Annotated in this window: 10 protein-coding genes; 4 read left to right on the top strand and 6 right to left on the bottom strand. The window is 70.1% G+C overall.

Annotation, left to right across the window (positions count from 1 at the left end):
* Positions 1 to 47: 47 nt before the first annotated feature.
* The 4 genes from AB0K35_RS03880 to AB0K35_RS03865 all read right to left on the bottom strand — a co-directional run bounded on the left by AB0K35_RS03880 (position 48) and on the right by AB0K35_RS03865 (position 5024).
* Positions 48 to 512, bottom strand: coding sequence for a helix-turn-helix domain-containing protein (locus tag AB0K35_RS03880; protein WP_357361615.1), 465 nt, complete (start codon positions 510 to 512; stop codon positions 48 to 50).
* Positions 513 to 646: 134 nt separating this feature from the next.
* Positions 647 to 1207, bottom strand: a complete 561-nt coding sequence (locus AB0K35_RS03875) for a hypothetical protein (RefSeq protein WP_357285409.1) — start codon at positions 1205 to 1207, stop codon at positions 647 to 649.
* A 28-nt stretch (positions 1208 to 1235) separates the two neighbouring features.
* The gene (locus AB0K35_RS03870; RefSeq protein ID WP_363883572.1) at positions 1236 to 2483 is read right to left on the bottom strand and encodes a S1 family peptidase; all 1248 of its coding nucleotides are present in this window, start codon (positions 2481 to 2483) and stop codon (positions 1236 to 1238) included.
* 264 nt (positions 2484 to 2747) lie between these two features.
* Positions 2748 to 5024, bottom strand: a complete 2277-nt coding sequence (locus AB0K35_RS03865; protein WP_363883570.1) for a glycoside hydrolase family 44 protein — start codon at positions 5022 to 5024, stop codon at positions 2748 to 2750.
* Between the two features lie 308 nt (positions 5025 to 5332).
* Between AB0K35_RS03865 and AB0K35_RS03860 the strand changes: the two genes are divergently transcribed.
* From AB0K35_RS03860 to AB0K35_RS03850, 3 genes are all read left to right on the top strand, one after another.
* On the top strand, positions 5333 to 6106 hold the full coding sequence (locus AB0K35_RS03860; RefSeq protein ID WP_238668048.1) for a hypothetical protein: 774 nt from the start codon (positions 5333 to 5335) through the stop codon (positions 6104 to 6106).
* Positions 6107 to 6436: 330 nt separating this feature from the next.
* Positions 6437 to 7666, top strand: coding sequence for a cytochrome P450 (locus AB0K35_RS03855; RefSeq protein WP_363883568.1), 1230 nt, complete (start codon positions 6437 to 6439; stop codon positions 7664 to 7666).
* Positions 7663 to 7890 (top strand): ferredoxin, encoded by a 228-nt coding sequence (locus AB0K35_RS03850; RefSeq protein WP_238668046.1) that lies wholly within the window; start codon positions 7663 to 7665, stop codon positions 7888 to 7890. The genes AB0K35_RS03855 and AB0K35_RS03850 overlap by 4 nt, the downstream gene beginning before the upstream one ends.
* 237 nt (positions 7891 to 8127) lie before the next feature.
* Here AB0K35_RS03850 and AB0K35_RS03845 read toward each other — a convergent pair whose 3' ends face one another.
* The gene (locus AB0K35_RS03845) at positions 8128 to 9303 is read right to left on the bottom strand and encodes a SpoIIE family protein phosphatase (protein ID WP_238668045.1); all 1176 of its coding nucleotides are present in this window, start codon (positions 9301 to 9303) and stop codon (positions 8128 to 8130) included.
* Between the two features lie 62 nt (positions 9304 to 9365).
* Positions 9366 to 10169, bottom strand: coding sequence for an alpha/beta hydrolase (locus AB0K35_RS03840; protein WP_363883565.1), 804 nt, complete (start codon positions 10167 to 10169; stop codon positions 9366 to 9368).
* A gap of 330 nt (positions 10170 to 10499) precedes the next feature.
* Between AB0K35_RS03840 and AB0K35_RS03835 the strand changes: the two genes are divergently transcribed.
* Positions 10500 to 19880, top strand: coding sequence for a neuraminidase-like domain-containing protein (locus tag AB0K35_RS03835; RefSeq protein ID WP_363883563.1), 9381 nt, complete (start codon positions 10500 to 10502; stop codon positions 19878 to 19880).
* Positions 19881 to 19883: the final 3 nt, after the last annotated feature.

The following is a 19883-nucleotide window of genomic DNA, read 5'->3' as shown; positions in this document are numbered from 1 at the left end:
ACCGGCGCGAGCGGCGGCGGGCGAGGTGGTCGGGTACGGGAGTGGGGTTACGAAGGGCCGGCCGACGCCGTAGCGGCACGGGCCCGCAGCCGCTCGCCCAGCAGCGCGTTCAACGCAGTCGAGGCAGGGGGGTCGGCGGGGGTCGCCGGTGCTCGCTGCAGGGCCTGGTCAAGCGTCTGCCACGCCTTGGCCACCAGGGCTGCCACCTCGACGTCACTGGGGGCGCGTTCGACAGCGGCCAACAACAGCAGATCGAGGGCGGGGTCGTCGGCGACCGCCGCGCCAGCGGCGAGTTGCTCGGTCAGCGACGGCAGCCGGTGCTCGAGGTGCCACCGCAGAGCGGCGAGATAGAGACCCCGCTTGCTGCCGAAGGTCTTGTAGAGACTGTTGCGGTGCACCCCCAGTTGTTGGACGAGATCGTCGACGGACACCCCGTCGTAGGCCCTGCCGGCGAACAACTCCGCTGCCGCTGCGGTCACGGCTTGCTCGTCGAAACCCCGCGGGCGACCCATGTCCAGAACACTACTGATTAAGGAATGATCAGTCAAGAACGATCGTTCCTAATCTCGCTGGACCGAGCCGTCCGAGGTCGCCACCGACTGCGGGGCCGGCGCTCGTGGCGCCGGCCCCGCAGTGGTCTACCCGCTCAGGCGCGGAAGTAGCTGCACTGGAAGGCGAAGTCGTCCACCCGCACGGCACCGCTGCCACCGAGCAGGGAGACCCGGACGAACACCTGGTTCGGACCGTTCGCGTAGCTGGCCAGGTCATGCCGTCGCCACGTGGTGTCGGTGATCCGGACGGTGCGCAGCGCGAGGTAGGTCCAGCTCGCCGGATCGATCACCTCGACGTTGAGCACCGCCGGCCCGCTGACTGCCCGGACGAAGAACCCGCCGCCACAGGTGGTGGAGTGCCCGGCGGTACGCGGCGCCACCGTGAGCAGCTTGCCCACCCCGGACCAGCCACCGGTCGAGGTGGTGAGAATGGCGTTGTTCGAACCGGACCGGGCCGTTCCGGTACCCAGCTCGAAGGCTCCGCTCCCAGCCCCGGAGCGGTGGAACTCCCACACCGCTGCCGGGTTCCCCTCGAACCCGTCGGTGTGCTGCCAGAGGTCCGCCTGAGCGGGGCCGACGGCCACTGTCAGGGCCACCGCCGTGGCCGTGACGGCCGCGGCGGTGAGGCGTACGGCTCTGGTGAATGCGGTTCTCATCCCTGTCTCCTTCGTTGGTCGACGCTCGTCACGGCGCTCCGTAGATGACGACCTGATACGCGGTGATCGCCTCTCCCACCGGCTGGTGCCAGGTGCGGGGCGAGGAGTTGCACTGGGTGCCGACCCGGTTGGCGTGTGAGTTCAGCCCGTACGCGGTGTTGCTGGCGAAGAGCGGCCCACCGCTGTCACCGCCGAGGGTGCAGATGTTGGTCTCGACCATCTGGCGTACGGTGCCGCCGGCGCCGTTGACAGTCACGTTGGTCTTGAGCACGGTGCCGCACCTGAACCCGGTGGTCTTGCCCGAGTTGCAGACCGACAGCCCGCTCACGGCCGTCGCCCAGCCGTGGATGCTCCGGCTTGTGTTGTTCCACAGGTTGATGACGCCGGTCGCCCAGACCGACGGACCGTTCATCCAGATGAGGCCGTAGTCGTCCTCCGGATAGTTGCTCTCCAGCGACGGCCCGACGTCCTGCCCGTTGGGCAGTGTCCAGTGCGGGTAACCCTGGGTGCAGTGGCCGGCAGTGATGATGTAGTTGAAGGTGTAGTCGGTGGCGGTGAACCCGGCTGAGCAGCCGCCCAACGAGTCCCCGCTGGAGATCCCGACGTTCGGCTGGATCTGGCCGGCGCTGGTCTCGAACCGCACCGCCGCGCCGAACTTGCGCGCCGCCGAGCGTTGGCCGGCGTTCTTCGCCCCGGACGCCGGCAGGCTCACCACCACCTGGTTGGTCGCCGGGTCCACCGCCCAGGTGGTGTTCGGTTCACTCGGCGTGGCCTCCAGCGCCCGCTGGATGGACTGGAGTTGCCGTTCGCCACGCGCGACGATGCGCGCCTTCGCGCCGGCGGCGGTCACCTTCGCGGCAGCCGCGGCGTCGGTGACAGTGACGACGAGGTTGCCGTCGGACAGGTACGCGCCGCCCGAGCTGGCGCCCAGCTCGGTGGTCAACTGATTGGCGAGTCGCACATCGGCGTTCTCGGCACTGAGCAGCTTCTCGGCGGCCTCGCGGCTGATGCCCCGCTGTCCGGCGATCGCCTCGGCCATGTCCGACGCCCCGCCCGCCCGGTCCCTGTCGACGCTGCCCGGGGAAGCCAGGGCTGCCCGGCCGTCGGTGCGGGCCCGATCCGCCGCGCCTCCGGGCTGGGCCGGTCGGTCGACCGGCCCGGCCGCCGCGGCCGTCGGAACGAAGGCCACCGATGCCACGACGGCGAGTGCCATCGCGAGCAGGGACCTGCGGCTGGGTCTTTTCGTACGCGGGTGGCTGACGACAGGTTCTGACATTCACCGCTCCCATCACGAGGGGACTGGTCGGCCGGGTCAGGAGTCGGACGGCCCGGACGGACGGCAAGTCTCGCAATCGGGAGAGGGCGGCGAGTGCGATGTTGGACGCGGCTGGACACGGTTGGACACCTGGTTCCTGAGGCCCCTTTCGCAGTGCACGCCGACGTCGGGCAGCGAGGCGGCGCTCGGAGGGGCCGGGGCGCTGGTGCGCCCCGGCCCCTCCGGTCTGCTCCGCCGGTGTGGTGCGGAGCTGGGTCTCTCAGGTCACCCGCAGCGTTGCGAGTTGAGGGTGAAGGCGGTTGGTGCCGGATTGGTGCCGCTCCACGTGCCGTTGAAGCCAATGCTGGTGGACGCGCCGGGGGCGAGCTTGCCGTTCCAACTCATGCTGTCCGCTGTGACGCTCGTTCCGTTCTGTTTCCAGGTGGCCGACCAGCCCTGGTCGACCTTCTGGCCGGTGGTGGGGAAGTCGAAGGCGAGTTTCCAGCCGTCGATCGCAGTGGCGCCGGTGTTCTTGATCGTCACGGTCGCGGTGAAGCCGCCCGGCCAACTGTTCGCCGTGTAGCCGACAGCGCAGCCGGCGGTCGGGGCGGTGGGCGCGGTCCGTACGGTCAGGCCGGGGGAGGCCGCCGAGACGTTGCCCGCCGCGTCGCGGGCGGTCACCACGAAGGTGTACGGGGTGTCCGGCGTCAGCCCGGTCACTGTGTACGTCGTTCCGGTGGCGCTGCCCACCTTCACGGTGCCGGCGGTGTCGACCCGATGCACGTCGTAGCCGGCGACGGCGGTGTCGTCGGTGGACGGTGCCCAGGCCAGTGAGACGCTGTCGCCGGTGATCGTGCCGGCGGTCGGCTTGCCCGGGGCGGTCGGCGCCTGGGTGTCGCCGGGCGTGGTGTCACGCGGCAGCACCAGGTGGGTGATCGAGTTGGCCGGGAAGGTGGCCGTGAGGCCGTCGGCGGTCACCGGCTGGTCGGCCTCCCGGACGACGCCGGCGAGGTTCGCCCCGCTGTACCGGTAGACCTGAGCGGTGCTGGCGGAGGCGCCGGTGAGGGCGACCGGGCTGGTCAGGTCGTCGCCGGTCTTGTTGATGACGACGAGGGTGAGGGCCTTGTCGGCGCTCCGCTCGGCGGCGTACACGGCCAGCCTGCCCTGGTCGGTGCTTGTCGCCTGGACCGAGGTCTCGCCGAACGCGCCGCCCTTGCCGTCGTAGTTGCGGTAGACGCGGAAGGCGTTGGCCACCGGCTGGTCGGCCTGGGGTGCGGTCCAGAGGGTAGCCAGGTCGAGTCCTTCGCGGCCGAAGATGCCGAGGACGTCAGCCTGGGCGAGCGCGCCGTTGAGCGACCCGAAGGCGCCCCAGTTGTACTCGGTCATCGCGATCTTCGTGCCCGGGTAGTGCTGGTCGACCAGTTCGCGTAGGCGCGGGATGTACCGGACCGGACTGTTGATCCAGCTCTCGTCCACGTATGTCGGGTCCCAGAGTTGGCGGGTCGAGCGCAGTCGCAGCGCCTGGGTGTTGGCATCGCCGGCCGCGTCGCCGAGCACGCCGGACTGCTGCGGGTAGAGGTGGACGTCGAAGTAGTCGAGGATGCGGGTGCCGTGCTGCTGCTCGTACTCGCGCATCCGGTCCAGGTACCACGGGCCGAGGTCCTGGCCGCCGTGCGCGGCCTTGTCCGGCGGGTTCGACCAGCAGCCGGTGCGCGAGCAGGTGTCCTGGTCGAGGCCCGAGTAGAGGATCGAGTTCAGGCCCCAGCCGACGGGACCGAGCGTCTTCGCGCCGGGGTCGGCGGCCTTGATCGCGGCGGCGTACTCGTAGGTTCTGTCGCGTAGCTCGTCGTAGCCCAGCCCGGCCGGGCGGACGTCGCGGTGGGTGGAGTGCCACAGGTCCGGCTCGTTGTCCAGGTTGTAGAACTGGACCCCGCCGTCGGCGGCGGCGCCAAACTGCCCCTTGAGGTGGTTGACGAAGTCGGCGGCGTACTCCGGACCCACCGCGACGCTGGTGTCCTCGGGATCGTTGCCGGTGACCGGTGACCCGTCCGGCTTCAGGCCGTTGCCGCAGTCCGGTGCCCAGGTGTCAGTGGACTGCTGCGGGCCGTACTTGGCGACGCTGAAGCCACACGCCCGTGCCCGGTCCTTGGCGATCCAGCCGAGCATCGGCACTGTCATGACCGTGGCGGCGCCGGTGGCCTTGTTCTCCTGCACGAACCGGTCGGTCTCCGAGCCCTCCGGGAGGTTGGCCGGGTTCGGGTTGTCGTTGGGGATGTTCTCGAAGTACCAGTCCGACGCACGGTTGGTGGTGTCGGCACGGAAGTTGTAGCGGGTGGTGGCGTTGCCGCCGTAGCGGTGCACAGGTAGCCGCAGGTCGCGGGCGAGGGCCTGGTCGGCGAAGTTCATGCCGTAGACGTACGGGCTGATCTGGTGCCGGGCGGCAGTGGTGTCCACTGTCAGCGCCGGGCCGGCTGCGGCCAGGGCGGGCCCCGGCAGGGCCACACCGCCGAGGGCCGTGGCGAGCACGACCGGAAGTAGAGCTGTGGTGGGACGCACGAGCATTCCTTTCGCAGAGGAGCTCGACGATGGGAGCGCTTCCACAGCGTTCCGCTTTCCCGGCTCCGAGTCAACGCCCAGCGGACCCGTGCAGCACTAGCGGCCGGCCGACCGGAGTCAGTCTCTTCACATATAATGACGGCTGTCAATGTGGCTGTGGCTGATGCGGTGATGCCGGAATAGCTCGGATCACCGCAGCGCGGAGGCAACCGCGCCGCAGCGGTGCGAGCGGGAGCACCTCAGCGTCGCATGGCCGGAAGGTTCCTGCTGGCCCCGCCCCTGTGGTGGGGAGCCAGCCGTCTTGGAGGATGACAATGCGGAGTTTTCTCGCGGTGTTCAGCGCCGCCCTGATCCTCGGGGCCGCAGTCGGCAGCGTCCCGGCCGGCGCATCGGCGGCCTCCCCGCCCTCGTGCCCCCGTGGCCTGCTCTTCTGTGAGGACTTCGAGCGGCTGCCCGCCGGGGGGCCCAGCACGTTGAACTGGGGCGTCGACACCCGCAACGGCACGCTCACCGTCGAACGTGCCCGTCGCGGCAACCAGGTGCTGCACGTCCACACCGTCGACAACGGGCGCGCCTTCCTGCGCGTCGACGACTTCGCTGCGCCCGGCAACCGCTTCTACGGCCGGATGCGTCTGCGCGTCGACGCCTTCCCGACGGCCCCGGACTGGGCGCACTTCACGCTGGTGGAAGCAACCGGCACCGGCAGCGCGGAGGTCGTCCGTCCGGTCGGTGGGCAGTACGCGCCAACGGTCCCCGGAACCTTCTGGGGGGTCGGCGCCGACGGCGGTCCGACCGGCGACTGGACCAACTGGCGGGAGTCCGCCCCGGTCGTAGAGGACACCTGGCAATGCTTCGAATGGAAGATCGACGCGGCGGACAACCGCGTCGCGGTGTGGATCGACGGCGTGGCGAACCCGGAGCTGACGGCCTCCACGAGCGACCACGGTGGCAACGATGTTCCCTTCGTCCTGCCGACTGTCGACACTGTGAAGATCGGCTGGCAGCTCTACCAGGGCGGCACGACGCCGGGCGATTTCGACCTCTGGATCGACGACATCGCCCTGTCGAGCAAGCGGCTCGGTTGCTGATCTGGAGCCGAGGAGTCTCGCGACACCTGTGGTCGTGATGTCAGTCCCGATGGGTGTCCCTGCCGGGGTGCGGCTCTACTGCCGCACCCCGGCGGAGTGGCTGGTCGTCGAGAGCGAGGCCCGGCGAGCGGTTGGCCGCGAGACCGTTTTCGCGTGCGGACGGGACCAGCCTCCATGGCGATCATCGGCATCTCCCGCTACGATCCGACATCGACAGATTACTAAGCGTTGATGTGTGCTGCCCGCAAGCCCTGGACGCTGGCAATCCGGCGCCGCTACGAACGTGGTGCCCGACCTGAGGATCACGCCGTCTCGACGAAGGGAATCCGGATGACGGAGAGCGCGCAGACCACCGAGAGTCGAAGCGTTCCGCCCGCGCGGCCGTATCCGTTCAGTGTGCCCGACCGCCTCGTCGTCGATCCGACCTACGGCGAGCTGCGCGAGAACGAGCCGATGACCCGCGTGAAGCTCCCCTACGGCGAGGAGGCCTGGCTCGCCACCCGGTACGAGGACGTCCGTACGGTCCTCGGCGACGTGCGGTTCGGCCGCGCCCCGGCCGTCCAGCGCGACGAGCCCCGACTCACCCCGCGCCAGCAGTACAGCGGCATGCTGACCCTGGACCCGCCCGATCACACCCGGCTGCGCCGGTTGGTGGCGAAGGCGTTCACGGCACGTCGGGTGGAGGCGCTGCGCCCCCGAACCCAGGAGATCGCCGACGCGCTCGTCGACAACCTGGTCCGGCTCGGTCCTCCGGCCGACCTGGTGGAGCACGTCGCCACGCCGCTGCCGATCCAGGTGATCTGCGAGCTGCTCGGGGTGCCGTACGCCGACCGCGACCGCTTCCACATCTGGTCCGAGGCGATCGTCTCGACCACCTCCCTGCCGATGGAGACGATCCAGGAGTACCTGAACAATCTCTGGGGCTACATCGGTGATCTGGTTGCCGAGCGCCGCCGCGAGCCGGGGATCGACGACCTGCTCGGCGCGTTGGTGCGGGCCCGCGACGAGAATCAGGATCGACTCAGCGAGACCGAGTTGGTGGAGCTGGCCGGAGGGCTGCTCGCGGCCGGCCACGAGACCACTGTGACCCAGATCCCCAACTTCGTCTACGTCCTGCTGCACAATCCGGACCAGCTCGCTCAGCTGCGGGCCGACCCGTCGCTGGTGCCGGCCGCGGTGGAGGAACTGTTGCGGTACGTGCCGCTCGGCGTCGGCTCCTCCTTCGCCCGGTACGCCAAGGAGGATGTCGAGGTCGGCGGGGTGCTGGTCCGGGCAGGTGAGCCGGTTCTCGGCTCACTGTCATCGGCGAATCGGGACGGTACCGTCTTCGCCGACCCGGACCGGCTGGATCTGACCCGCGAGCAGAACCCGCACCTGGGCTTCGGGCACGGTGTGCACCACTGCGTCGGCGCGCAGCTGGCCCGCATGGAGTTGCAGGTCGCCGTCGCCACCCTCGTGACCCGCCTGCCCGGATTGCGGCTCGCCGTGCCGGAAGCCGAGCTGGAGTGGAAGCGTGGCATGTTGGTGCGGGGCCTGCTCGGCATGCCGGTGGCCTGGTGAGCGCCGCCTGGCGGATCGGGGTGGACTCACGCCGCTGCATCGGCACGAGCATCTGCGCCGGTACCGCGCCCGAGTACTTCCACCTGGTAGGCGGTCTGTCCGCGCCGCTGGCCGACGTGGTCGCCCCGGCCGAGGTCGTCCTCGACGCCGCCGACTCGTGCCCGGTGGAAGCGATCACGGTCCACGACACCACCGACGACAGGCTGATCGCGCCGCAGGAGTGACCCGAGATCGACCCCGGCTCCAGGGCGCACAGCGACCCCTGGAGGGCTGGCATGGACGGCGTATCAGCTCGCGTCAGCTTCAACTTCCGGCTGGCGATCCGGGGCAGAAGCGTCGCCTGGCGCCCGGCACCGAGTTGCTCGTGGGCTTCGACGCCGGGGGCATGCCTTCGGCCGACACCTTCACCGGTGCTCCTGGCCGGTCGGATCGGCCCCGACGGAGGGGCACTGTGCGTACGACTAGGCGCGAGTGTGAGCAGGCGGGCCTGCATCGAGCGACACTGCCATGAGGGCCACGTCGTCGTCGAGCCGTTGGAAGGTGGCGAGGAGTTCGGTAAGCGCACTGACTGCCGCGGGCGCGGTGGTGGGCGCCAGCCGGGCCAGGAATTCCTGCAGCGACTCTTCGCCGAACTGCTCCGCGCCGAGACCGGAACGGGCTTCGAGAAGGCCGTCGCTGTAGAGGATCAGCGTGTCGCCGGGCTCCAGGGGGAAGGTCCGGGTCGCGATGCGTGGTGTGCGGAGGCCGCCGATGATGGTGCCGCCGGTGGTGGGTCGCGGCTCGACGGTGCCGTCGGCGCGCAGCAGCATGGGGGCGGGGTGGCCACCACCGGCGAGGGTGATCGAGTAGCCGGTTGGCGTTGGGGTGAGGATGCCGAGGATGACCGTGCAGTGGCGGTGTGACCGGCTGCGGTGATCCTGGTAGAGAACGGTGTTGAGGTGGGCGAGCGCGGCGGCGGGATCCGGGTCGTAGGCGGTAGCGGTGCGCAGGGTGTGTCGGGCGGCTGCGGTCGTGGCGGCAGCGGCGAGGCCCTTGCCGCACACGTCGCCGAGGAAGAACCCCCACCGGCTCGCGTCGAGCGGGTACAGGTCGTAGAAGTCTCCGCCGATCCGGTCGGCGGAGGCCATGTGGTAATAGGCGCTGGTCTGTGTACGCGGCGGGGCCGGCAACGTGTCCGGCAGCAGACTGTGTTGCAGTCCGGCGATCAATCCCCGCAGGCGTTCCCGTTCGGCGTCGGCTTCCTGGCGGGCATGTAGGAGCTCGTTTTCGTATGCGCGACGTTCGCGGGCGTCGAAGACTGTCGTACGGATCAGCAGGGGTTGGCCGTCACTGCCCGTCTTGACCACGGAGGTGACAAGCACTGGTAACCGGGATCCGTCCGCGCGCCTGAGTTCGAGGGCGACACCGTTGATCTCGCCCTGCATCTGTAGCGTCGGGGCGAAATGTGTCTCGTGATACAGCCTCCCGCCTACGGTGAGCAGGTCACTGAAGCGTTTGCGCCCGATGACGTCCTCGCGGGTGTAGCCGAGCCAGCCGAGCAACGTCGCATTGATCTTGGCAATGGTGCCGTCCAGTAACGTGGAGACGTTCCCGCACGGCGAACCGTCGTAGAGATCGTCGATGTTGTCCTCCAGCATGGCGGGAAACTCTGCGGCGTCCCGCAGCCCGCAGCGCGACCCCGTGCGGGGCACCGGTTCACTCACCGGCGTTCGGCCACGAACGCCGCGATGGCCTGCGCCGTGGCCTGCGGTGCGCTCAGTTGTGGGCAGTGCCCGGTGGCGTCGAGCGTGACCAGGCGACTGCCCGTTATCTGGTCGTTGACATAGGCGCCCACCTCGGGGGGCGCGATCGCGTCGATCGCCGACTGGATCACCAACGTGGGCACTCGTACCCTGGCCAGGTCGGCACGATGGTCGGACAGGAAGGTGACCCTCGCGAACGCCTTCGCGATGGTCGGGTCGGCGCGGCAGAAACTGGCAGTCAGTTCTTCGCCCAGTTCGGGCCGGTCGGGATTTCTCATAATCATCGGCGCCATGCTGGCCGACCATCCGAGATAGTTGCTGTCCAGCGAATCCAGCAGCTCGTCGATGTCGTCACGGGTGAACCCGCCCCGGTAGCCCTCCTCGTCGATGTAGCAGGGTGAGGGAGTCAGCAGGACCAGGCCGGCGAAGCGGTCAGGCTGCTCGTTGACAGCCAACACGCCGATCATGGCGCTCACGGAGTGCCCCACGAAGATCACGTCGCGAAGGTCCAGATCACGGCAGATCTCCAGGACGTCGCGGGCGTAGCCGTCGAGAGTCGCGTGCCGATCCGAGTCCCACGCCGTGACGTCGGAGCGCCCCGCACCGACGTGGTCGAAGAGCAGCACGCGAGACTGCTCGCCGAGCGTCGCCGTGATGTGCCGCCACATGTTCTGGTCACATCCGAAGCCGTGGGCGAGCATCACCATCGGGCCACCTTCCCGACCCGTGACGGTGACGTTGCTGCGCTCCCGAACGTTCATGCCCGCATTGTTGCACCCGTGCGAGCCGATCTGGAATGACCGGTAATCCACCTCAAATGCCGCCGGCTGCTGGCCGAGACGATGTCGCTCACCGTTTGGGTCGCTGCTCAGCCGGTGCAGGCTCACTGAGGCTGAGGGGGCTGCCCGGGAAGTACCGGCTCTGCCACCGGCCGTCCCGGCAGTGCCCGCTGCCGTTCAGCCAAACGGGAAGGCGGATCTTGGACAATGTGATGCTGCGTGCTCCTCCGATCCGCAGGATGCCAGGTAGCCCCCGGTCGTACCGGCGTCAGACAGCCGCCGTCGCCGGCTGGCGGACGATCGGAGATGCTCATGACCACCCCGATGGGCTCGCGCCGCCACCGCCCCAGCGACGACGTCCGGCGGCTGCACACCGCGCTGCTGCGGATGCCCGCTGACATCGCCACCGACGAACTGGTCGACGCCCGGTACGGGCCGACCACCCGCCGTGGAGTGGCCGAGTTCCAACGGACGCACAAGCTGCCGGTCACCGGCACTGTGGACGGGGCGACCCGGGACGCGGTGCAGATGGTGCTGGCCGAGCCGCCGTCCCGGTTCGTCGTGGTGGGTCGGGTGCGCTGGGCCGACGGGCAGCCTGCAAACGCTCTGACGATCGGAGCGTTCGACCGGGACCTGCGGCACTCCGAGCAGCTCGGCGAGGCGATCACCGGGGATGACGGACTGTATCGCATCGACTACTCGCGGGACCGGTTCACCCGCTCCGAGAAGCAGTCCGCCGACCTGTTCGTCCGCGTGTCCGCTGGTGATCGCCTTCTGTCCGATCCGCCGCTGAGCGCTGTGTTGTTCAACGCTCCCGAGCTTGCCGCGCTCACAGTGGATCTGTCCGGTGGCGGGGACCGGGAACGCAGTGAGTACGAGCGGATCCTCGCCACGATCGTCCCGCTGCTCGGCGAGGTCGCGCTGTACGAGCTGCGGCAGGACGACGAGGTCGAGGACGTGACGTTCCTGGCCGCCGAGACCGGACTGCCCGCGACGGCGCTGGCGCACTTCGGTGTGGCGCAGAAACTGGCCGCGTCCTACAAGCTGCCGGCGGTGTTCGGTTACGCGCTGTTCGCCGAGCGGACGCTGTTGACAGCGAGTCGCACCGGCGCCGCGCTCGCCCGGTTCGACGTCGATCTGAACACCGAGCTGCGGCCGCTGTACTACGACATGGCCCTGCTCGACGAGCACACCGTCCGGAACGCCGTCGCCGAGGCCGTGCGCCATCGCTACGTTCCCGAGGACCTGCTCGGTGAGCTGGACCGGATCCTCGACATGCTGGCCCGGGTACGGCCGGAGGCCAAGGAGTACGTCGCGCAGGAACGGCCGAAGGTGTTGTACGGGCGGGTGGAGCGGTTCCTCGCCGACGGCGCGCACGAGCGGGTCCAGACTCTTCTCGCCGCCGACGCCGCCGGTGACCTGCCCGGGCTGATCGCCCGGCTTGCTGACGCGGCGGCGTTTCCCGACCGGTCGGCCGCCGAGGCGGCCGGCGCGGCGAGCGTGTTGGCCGACGTGCTGGGCTACGACGAGACGATCGTCGACCGGGTCCGCGATCGCGAGGGAATCGAGCGGCCGGCCGACGTTCGCCGGCTGGCCCGGCTGGCCCCGGCGGACTGGCGGCGGGTGTTGCGGGACAGCACAACGGATGTCCGGGTCGCTGGTCAGCCGGTCCGGCCGGAGCTGATCGACCTGCACGCCGGCGCGCTGGCCCGCAAGCTGGAGAGGCGCTATCCCACCACTGCCTTCACCGCGCAACTCGAACGCGACGCGGGCGCCGTGGCCGACACCACAGCGACCGCCGCAGCCGAACGACCCGACGGCAACGGCGATCGGCCCGGCCCCGGTCAACAGCCCGGCACCGAAGAACAGCCCGGCACCGACGAGCGGGCCAGGGCCGCCGAACGCGCCTTCGGTGGGCACCGGGACGCGGTGCTCGAACTGCTCACCGCGAATCCGGACTTCGACCTCGCGACAGGCAACGTGGAACGGCTGCTGCGCGACCACCCGGAGCGGCTGCGGACCGGGCGGCCGGCGCTCAAGGCCACGCAGCGGATCTTCAAGCTGGCGCCGACCTATCGGCAGACCACGGCGTTGCTGGCGGCCAACGTGCCGTCGGCGGCCCGGATCCACGCCCTCGGCGAGACGCGGTTCGTGGCCACCGCCGTGAACACCGGCCGGTTCACCGACGAGCAGGCCCGGTCGGTGTATCGCCGGGCCGTGGACGTGCACGTGGCGAGCGGGCTGCTGGCCGGCGAACTCCAGAGCGCGGCGCGGGCGCTGCCGGTCCGGGCCCTGGGCGGCTCGGTGGCCCCGGACCTCACCCCCGTCAGCGCCGACTTTCCCAACCTGAGCAGCCTGTTCCAGCTCGCCGACTCCAGCTACTGCGAGCCGTGCCGCAGCGTGCACAGCGCCGCCGCGTACCTGGTGGACGCCCTTCAGTTCCTCGGTAACCGGCTGGTCACCGACGCCGACACGCCGGGTCCGGCCACCAAGGTCGCCCGGGACGTGCTGTACGGTCGCCGGCCGGACCTCGGTGACCTGGATCTGAGCTGCGAGAACACCGACCTTCCGCTGCCCTACCTGGACCTGGTGTGTGAGCTGCTGGAGGAGGCGGTGGCACCGGACGCGGGCCTGGCGTTCGGGGGCCCGCTGAGCGGCGGCGTCGACCCGGTGGAGGCGCCGTCGGCCGGGCTGCTGAGCCTGTTGCAGGGCCAGGGCTGGCCGTTCACCGACCGTTCCCTCGTGTACGAGCCGGACCTGGCCGGGGCTCGCGTCGTCCGGGACGTCGGCGTGGTGGCCAAGGCGAGCCCGGATGGGGCCGGCGGGTGGTTCGTGCGCCGACTGCGCCAGACCACCGGCACCGCGCTGGAGTTGGCGGCCGCGCCGCAGTACGTGAATGCCGCCGCGTACGCCCTGCTGGCGGGCAGCCGGTACGCGTTCGCCCTGCCGTTCGACCTGGCGCACGAGGAGACCCGCAGCTACTTCGCCCAGTTCGACATCGCCCGGGCCGACGTGATGCGGGCGCTGCGCCGGTCGGCGGGCCCGAGCGACGAGGCCATCGCGGCCGAGGAACTGGGGATCAGCGACGCGCAGCGGCAGTTGGTGGTCACAGCCGACCCGGCCGCTCAGGACGACATCTGGAACACCGCGCCGCTCGGCGCTCTGGGCGGCATCGCCCGGGTGGACAACTTCCTCGCTCGGGCGCGCCTGGACTATCGGGAGTTGACCGAGCTGCTGGCGCTGGCCTGGGTCAATCCCGGGAACGCCATGTTCGTCAAGCACATGGACACCGGGTCCGACCTCAGCGCAAGGCGGATCCAGCAGCTCACCGACGCGCGCCTGGACCGGATCCACAGGTTCCTGCGTCTGCTGCGCGCGCCGGCCTGCACCGGTTGGACGCCGCCGTTGCTGGACCGGGCGATCCGGGCGGACGCGCTGGGCGGTGGCGCCCTGGACGACGACCTCCTGGTCACGGTGGCGGCGCTGCACCGACTGGCCGCGCGGCTCGGGCTGCCGTTGCCCGAGGTGGTCGACCTGTTCGCGCCGCTGGACGAGTCGCGGTACGCCGAGGTGTTCCGCAACACGGCGAACGGCCCGGTCCTCGACGCGTTCGAGCCGGCAAACGTGCTCGCCAACGAGCAGGCGGAGCTGACCACACCCGGCTCCGGTGCTCCGCTGTCGGCGCACGAGGCGTACCTGGCGACCTGCCTGGGGGCCACCACGGCGGACACCGCTCTGCTGGTGGCCGACCTTCCGGCCCCGGCGATCGTCAGCAACGTCGGCCTGCACACGGTGTACGCCGGAACACTGCTGGCCCGGGCGCTCGGGCTCAGCGTCAGCGAGTACCTGACCATGAAGGATCTGATCGGGCCGGATCCGCTCACCACACCGGCCGCCGCGCTGGCCTTCGTCGCGCTGCTCGACGCCGCCCGGGCCGGCACCGGCATCAGCCCGGCCGACCTGCGCTACCTGCTCCGACACGAAGCCGACGACCTGGCCGCGCGGGACCTGCCGGACGAGACGCTGACCGCGGTGCTCACCGGGTTGCAGGCCGGTTACCAGAGCGGCTACGCGGCGACCCGACCCGCTGTCGACCCGGCGGCGCCCCCCGAGGAGAACCTACCGGGCCTGCGTGCCCTGCTGGCCGTGGTGCCCGGGATGACCGAGGCGGACCTGGCCGGCTTCACCTCGATAGTGGACGGTGGCTGGACCGATGCGGTGACCACCCCGGCGCAGTTCGTCGACGCGAAGCTCGCCGCCCTCGTGGACACCACACCGATAACGGCAGCGATCGTGGCCAGCCCCACCGAGGCCCAGCAGACCACGCTGCTGCTGGCCATCACCACGACCCTGTCCAGCTACGCGTACACCCGTACCAAGCAGGAGCTGGCGGTGGCGGCGGTGGCCGACACCTTCGGGTTCTCGGCGGACGCCGCCGCGACAGTGCTGGCCGGCGCGGAGCTGACCCGGCCGCTGCTCGCGGTGCTCACCGACGACGCGCTGGTGGACCTTGTGAACGAGCCGCCGACGCCGCCGGCGGTCACCCCGGCCGGGTTCGACGAGCAGTACCGGGCACTGCGCCTGCTGCACGTGCTGAGCCGGCTCGTCGACCACCTGAGGGTGCCCGACGCGGACCTCGGCTGGCTGCTGGCGAACGCCCTGTCGCTCGGCTGGCAGCCCCCGGACCGGGTGCCGTACCAGACCGGCCGGCCGCCGGTCCCGTTGACCGACTGGATCCGGTTGGCCGCCGGGGTCGAGCTGGCCCGCACCTACCCGCCGGTGGCGAACCCGCTGGACGCAGCCGCGCCGTGGACGGTGTACGGGCTGTTCGACCTGGTCCTGGCGGCCGGGACCACCGCCACGCAGGTCCACACCCATCTGGCGCAGCTCGGTGGCTGGGACGCCACAGTGCTGACCGACCTCGACACCCACCTCGAACTGTCGGCGGTGGACCTCACCGCGTACCGGTCACCGGCGACGATCCAGCGACTGGCCCAGGCGCTCACAGTGCTGCGCCGGCTGGGCCTACCGGTGGCGGCGGCGGTGCCGCTGGGCCAGCCGGTCACCACGGCGGCGGGGGCGGCCACCATGCGGCAGGCCCTGAAGGCGCGCTACGCCGAGGCCGAGTGGTTCGGGGTGCTCCAAGGGGTGCAGGACCGGCTGCGGGTGGCCAAACGGGACGCGCTGGTCGCGTACCTGTTGGCCGAGAACCCGGGGCTGCGCGACACCAACGACCTGTACGACCACTTCCTCATCGATGTCGAGATGGGCGCCTGCATGGCGACGTCGCGCATCGTGCAGGCGCACGCCACAGTTCAGTTGTTCGTGCAGCGCTGCCTGCTGGGCCTGGAGCCGGACAGCGTCGCGGCGGTCACCGAGGATCCGGGTTGGGACCAGTGGAACTGGATGGCCAACTATCGGGTGTGGGAGGCCAACCGGAAGATCTTCCTGTATCCGGAGAACTGGATCCTGCCGGAGTTGCGGGACGACAAGTCGGAGCTGTTCACCGAGCTGGACGACCAGTTGCAGCAGGACGAGCTGACCGACCTGGCGGTGGAGAACGCCACCATCGCGTACCTGGAGAAGCTGGACGACCTGGCACACCTGGACGTGATGGCCTGCTACTACCAGCACGACAGGCATCTCATGCACGTGTTCGCCCGCACCCGGGGCGGCGACCCGACCGTGTACTACCACAGGCAGTTCGAGCGGGAGCGGTACTGGACGCCGTGGCGGCGGGTGCCGCTGGACATCGCTGGCGACCACCTGCTCGCCTTCGACCGCAACAGCCGGCTCACAGTGGCCTGGCCGGTCTTCACGCAGGAGACCGACACGGCGCAGACCTCCCAGATTCCGGACCCGGACGGCATCCCGCCAGGCGGCACCGAGACGGAGCGGCCGCGTCGGCGGTGGCGGATCCAGCTGGCCATCGGCGAGCGGACGCAGGACCGCTGGCAGCCGAAGAAGATCTCCAAGGACGCGCTGTACTACCCCACCAGCGGCTACCGGGAGGACCTCCCCGCCGCGGACGAGTTCACCTGCTTCGCGTACGCGGCCGGAGCGGCCGGTCAGGCGATCAGCGTGCTCACCGGCTCCGAGTTCGTCGGCTCGTTCGCATTGACCGGTTGCCGAGGCTATCCGGAGCCGATGCCGGGCGGCGGCTCCGGCAACCTGCAGCTGTCGCCGGTGTTCAAGGACACCGAACTGTTGGCCGAACGGTTCACCGAACTGGTCTTCCGGACGCAGAACGACCTGGCGATCAGCACTCCGCTGATGGGCGCGTTCCAGACGCTGGTGGCGCAGACGCCCGGCCGGTTCCGGGTGACGTACCCCATGCAGATGTCGTTGCTCGACTGGATCGTCATGCTGCTGGGGCTGGCGCAGAGCATCCGAGGCACCCACGACCGCCGGCCGGTGCTGCCACTGGGCACCCTGATGCCGTACTTCTACGGCGACTACGACCGTGGTTACGTGATCATCCCGGGCTTCTACGACCGGCGCGCCGAGGACCCGGCGGACCGGATCGAGAAGACGTACAGCGACGTGGACGAGTTCGCCCGTGACGTGTTGGCTCTGCTCACCGAGTACCTACGCCGATACGCCGAGGACCCGGCGCACGACCTCGCGGCCGCCGTGCAGGCGATGACCGAGGACGCGGAGTACCACAGGCTGGTGGCCGAGTTCGAGGTCTACGGCACCCTGTCGTACGGGGTGCGGTTCGCGAACTTCTACCACCCGCTGCTGTGTTTCCTGCGGGCCACCGTCCACCGGTCGGGCGTGCCGGCGTTGCTGAGCCGGACCACCCAGCTCACCAACACGGGGTTCGACTTCGTTGACACCTACCAGCCGGCGCCGGTGGTCGTGTCGCCGTACCCGGTGGAGGACCTGGACTTCGCCGCGGACGGCGCGTACGCGGGCTACAACTGGGAGCTGTTCTACCACCTTCCGTTCGACATCGCGCTGCGGCTCAACCGGGACCAGCGGTTCGCCGAGGCGCGGAACTGGTTCCACCACATCTTCAACCCGGTCGGCACCGCCGACGGCGCCGCTGCCCCGCAGAAGTACTGGGTCACCAAGCCGTTCTTCCAGACCGGAGTGCCCGAGCTGCTCAACCAGCGGATCGGCGACATTCTCACGGCGATCGCGGCCGACCCGTCGGGGGCCAGCATCACCGACCTGAAGTTCGCTGTGGAGCAGTGGCGGGCGAAGCCGTTCAACCCGCACGTGGTGGCCCGCAGCCGGCCGGTCGCCTACCAGCTCGCCGTGGTGGTCAGCTACATCAAGAACCTTGTCGACTGGGGTGACCAGTTGTTCCGGCAGTTCACCAGGGAGTCCGTCACCCAGGCCACTCAGCTCTACATTCTGGCCGACAAACTGCTCGGGCCGAAGCCGAGCGTGGTGCCGCCGCTGGTCAGCCCGGCTCCGGCCACCGTGAACCAGCTCCAGGCCACCGTGGACCTGTTCGGCAACGCGCTGCTGGACCTGGAGAACCTGATCCCCGACCTGGACCTGCTGCCGCACGGCGGTGCGGAACTGCCCAGCCCGCTGAGCTACTCCGCGTTGTACTTCTGCGTCCCGCCCAACGAGGAGATGCTCCGGCTGTGGGACCTGATCGGCGATCGGCTGTTCAAGATCCGCAACTGCCAGAACATCGACGGGGTGGAGAGCATGCTCGCCCTGTTCTCGCCGCCGATCGACCCGGGGGCACTGGTCCGGGCCGCCGCCGCCGGCATGTCCGTCTCGTCGTTCCTGGCCGGGCTCGGCGCACCGCTGCCGAACTACCGGTTCCGGGTGCTGGCCCAGAAGGCCACCGAACTCGTCGGGTACGTCGGTGAGCTGGGCGGCGGGCTGCTCGCGGCAATGGAGAAGCGGGACGCCGAGCAACTCGCCCGGCTGCGCGCCGGCCAGGAGATCGCCCTGCTCGACGCGGTGCGGGCGGTCAAGCTCGCCACCATCGCGGAGGCCGAGGGCAACGTCGCGGCGCTGGAACTGAGCCGCAAGGTGGTGGAGGAGCGGCAACGCTACTACGCCGGCCGGCCGTACATGAACGCCTGGGAGATCACCGCCACCGCGTTGTCAGGGGTGTCGCTGCTCGGCGAGACCGCGATCGCCGTGGGCTACATCCTGTCCGGCGGGCTGAAGCTGATACCCAACTTCACTGCTGGTGGCGCCGGCTTCGGTGGCTCACCCACGGTGACCCTCACCCTCGGCGGGGACAAGGCCGGTGCCGCCGCCGACTCGGCGGTGATGACCCTGGAAGCGATCGCCCGGGCCCTGGACAAGGCCGCCGGGATGGCCGCCAACCAGGGCGGCTACCGCCGCCGGATGGACGACTGGGAACACCAGGCGGCGCTGGCCGGTCTCGAACTGACCCAGCTCGACCAGCAGCTCCTCACCGGGCGGCTGCACGTGGCCATGCTCACCGACGAGCTGGCGGCGCACGACCAGGAGGCCGACAACGCCCGGGCCACCGAGGAGTACCTGCGCGGCAAGTACACAAACACCGAGCTGTACCAGTGGATGGTGAGCCGGGCCAGCTCCGTCTACTTCGGGGCCTACCAGCTCGCCTTCGACGTGGCGAAGAAGGCCGAGCGGTGCTTCGCCCACGAGCTGGGCAGCGAGGCCACGTTCCTGCAACCCGGCTACTGGGACAGCCTGCGCAAGGGGCTGACAGTGGCGGACGCGCTGCGCCACGACCTGAAGCGGATGGAGGTGGCCTACCTCGACCAGCACAGCCGCGAACGCGAGCTGACCCGGCACGTCTCGCTGGCGCAGCTCGACCCGGCGGCGTTGATCGAACTGCGGGCCACCGGCAGTTGCGTCGTCAACGTGCCGGAGGCGCTGTTCGACCTGGACCACCCCGGGCACTACTTCCGCCGGCTCCGCACTGTCAGCCTGTCCATCCCGTGCGTGGCCGGCCCGTACACCCCGGTGACCGCGAAGCTCTCCCTGATCGGCAACAGGTACCGGAGCTCCACCGCGGCCCGGCAGGGCGGCACCAGCGCCAAGGACAAGTACACAGAGGTGCCCGGTGACGAGCGCTTCGCGTACAACGTGGGCGGGATCGAGTCGATCGCGACCAGCAGCGGCCTCAGCGACAGCGGCATGTTCGAGCTGAACTTCGCCGACGACCGCTACCTGCCGTTCGAGGGCAAGGGCGCGATCGGCACCTGGCGGCTGGAACTGCCGACGGCGGTCCGCCAGTTCGACTACGACAGCATCAGCGACATCATCCTGCACCTGCGCTACACGGCCCGCGACGGCGGCTCGACGCTGCGCGGCCTGGTCGAGGACTCCCTACGGGAGGTGCTCAACGAGATGCTCGTCGACGCCGGACGGACGGGGCTGTACCAGGCATACAGCCTGCGCCACCACTTCCCGGACGAGTGGTGGCAGCTCACCCAGCAGCAGAGCACCGAGTTGACCATCGGGCCGGAGCACCTGCCGTACCTCGCCCGCGACCACCAGCCGGTGGTGGACCAGGTGACCTGGTACGCCCGGGTGGACGGTGATCCCGGGACGTACGACCTCACGGTGGCCGGTGACCCGGTGACGTTGAACCGGGACGCCGACCTGCGGCAGTGCGTGGGTCAGTCCGATCCGCTGGTTCTCGGCACCCCGGTCACGCTGGCGGCCGACCCGGACGGCCTGAGCGACCTGGTAGTCCTGCTGCACTACCGGCTCGACGGCTGAGGG

This window comes from Micromonospora sp. NPDC053740 (genome assembly GCF_040677775.1).
In the GTDB taxonomy this organism is placed as follows: Bacteria; Actinomycetota; Actinomycetes; order Mycobacteriales; family Micromonosporaceae; genus Micromonospora; species Micromonospora alfalfae.
The sequence above is the reverse complement of the archived record's forward strand: the minus strand, read 5'-3'. Positions and strand labels throughout refer to the sequence as shown.

What these genes read in the sequence shown, in the direction of transcription:
- AB0K35_RS03880 (WP_357361615.1), bottom strand. Translation starts at nt 512, where the DNA reads ATGGGTCGCCCGCGGGGTTTCGACGAGCAAGCCGTGACCGCAGCGGCA.
- AB0K35_RS03875 (WP_357285409.1), bottom strand. Translation starts at nt 1,207, where the DNA reads ATGAGAACCGCATTCACCAGAGCCGTACGCCTCACCGCCGCGGCCGTC.
- AB0K35_RS03870 (WP_363883572.1), bottom strand. Translation starts at nt 2,483, where the DNA reads ATGTCAGAACCTGTCGTCAGCCACCCGCGTACGAAAAGACCCAGCCGC.
- AB0K35_RS03865 (WP_363883570.1), bottom strand. Translation starts at nt 5,024, where the DNA reads ATGCTCGTGCGTCCCACCACAGCTCTACTTCCGGTCGTGCTCGCCACG.
- AB0K35_RS03860 (WP_238668048.1), top strand. Translation starts at nt 5,333, where the DNA reads ATGCGGAGTTTTCTCGCGGTGTTCAGCGCCGCCCTGATCCTCGGGGCC.
- AB0K35_RS03855 (WP_363883568.1), top strand. Translation starts at nt 6,437, where the DNA reads ATGACGGAGAGCGCGCAGACCACCGAGAGTCGAAGCGTTCCGCCCGCG.
- AB0K35_RS03845 (WP_238668045.1), bottom strand. Translation starts at nt 9,303, where the DNA reads ATGCTGGAGGACAACATCGACGATCTCTACGACGGTTCGCCGTGCGGG.
- AB0K35_RS03840 (WP_363883565.1), bottom strand. Translation starts at nt 10,169, where the DNA reads ATGAACGTTCGGGAGCGCAGCAACGTCACCGTCACGGGTCGGGAAGGT.
- AB0K35_RS03835 (WP_363883563.1), top strand. Translation starts at nt 10,500, where the DNA reads ATGACCACCCCGATGGGCTCGCGCCGCCACCGCCCCAGCGACGACGTC.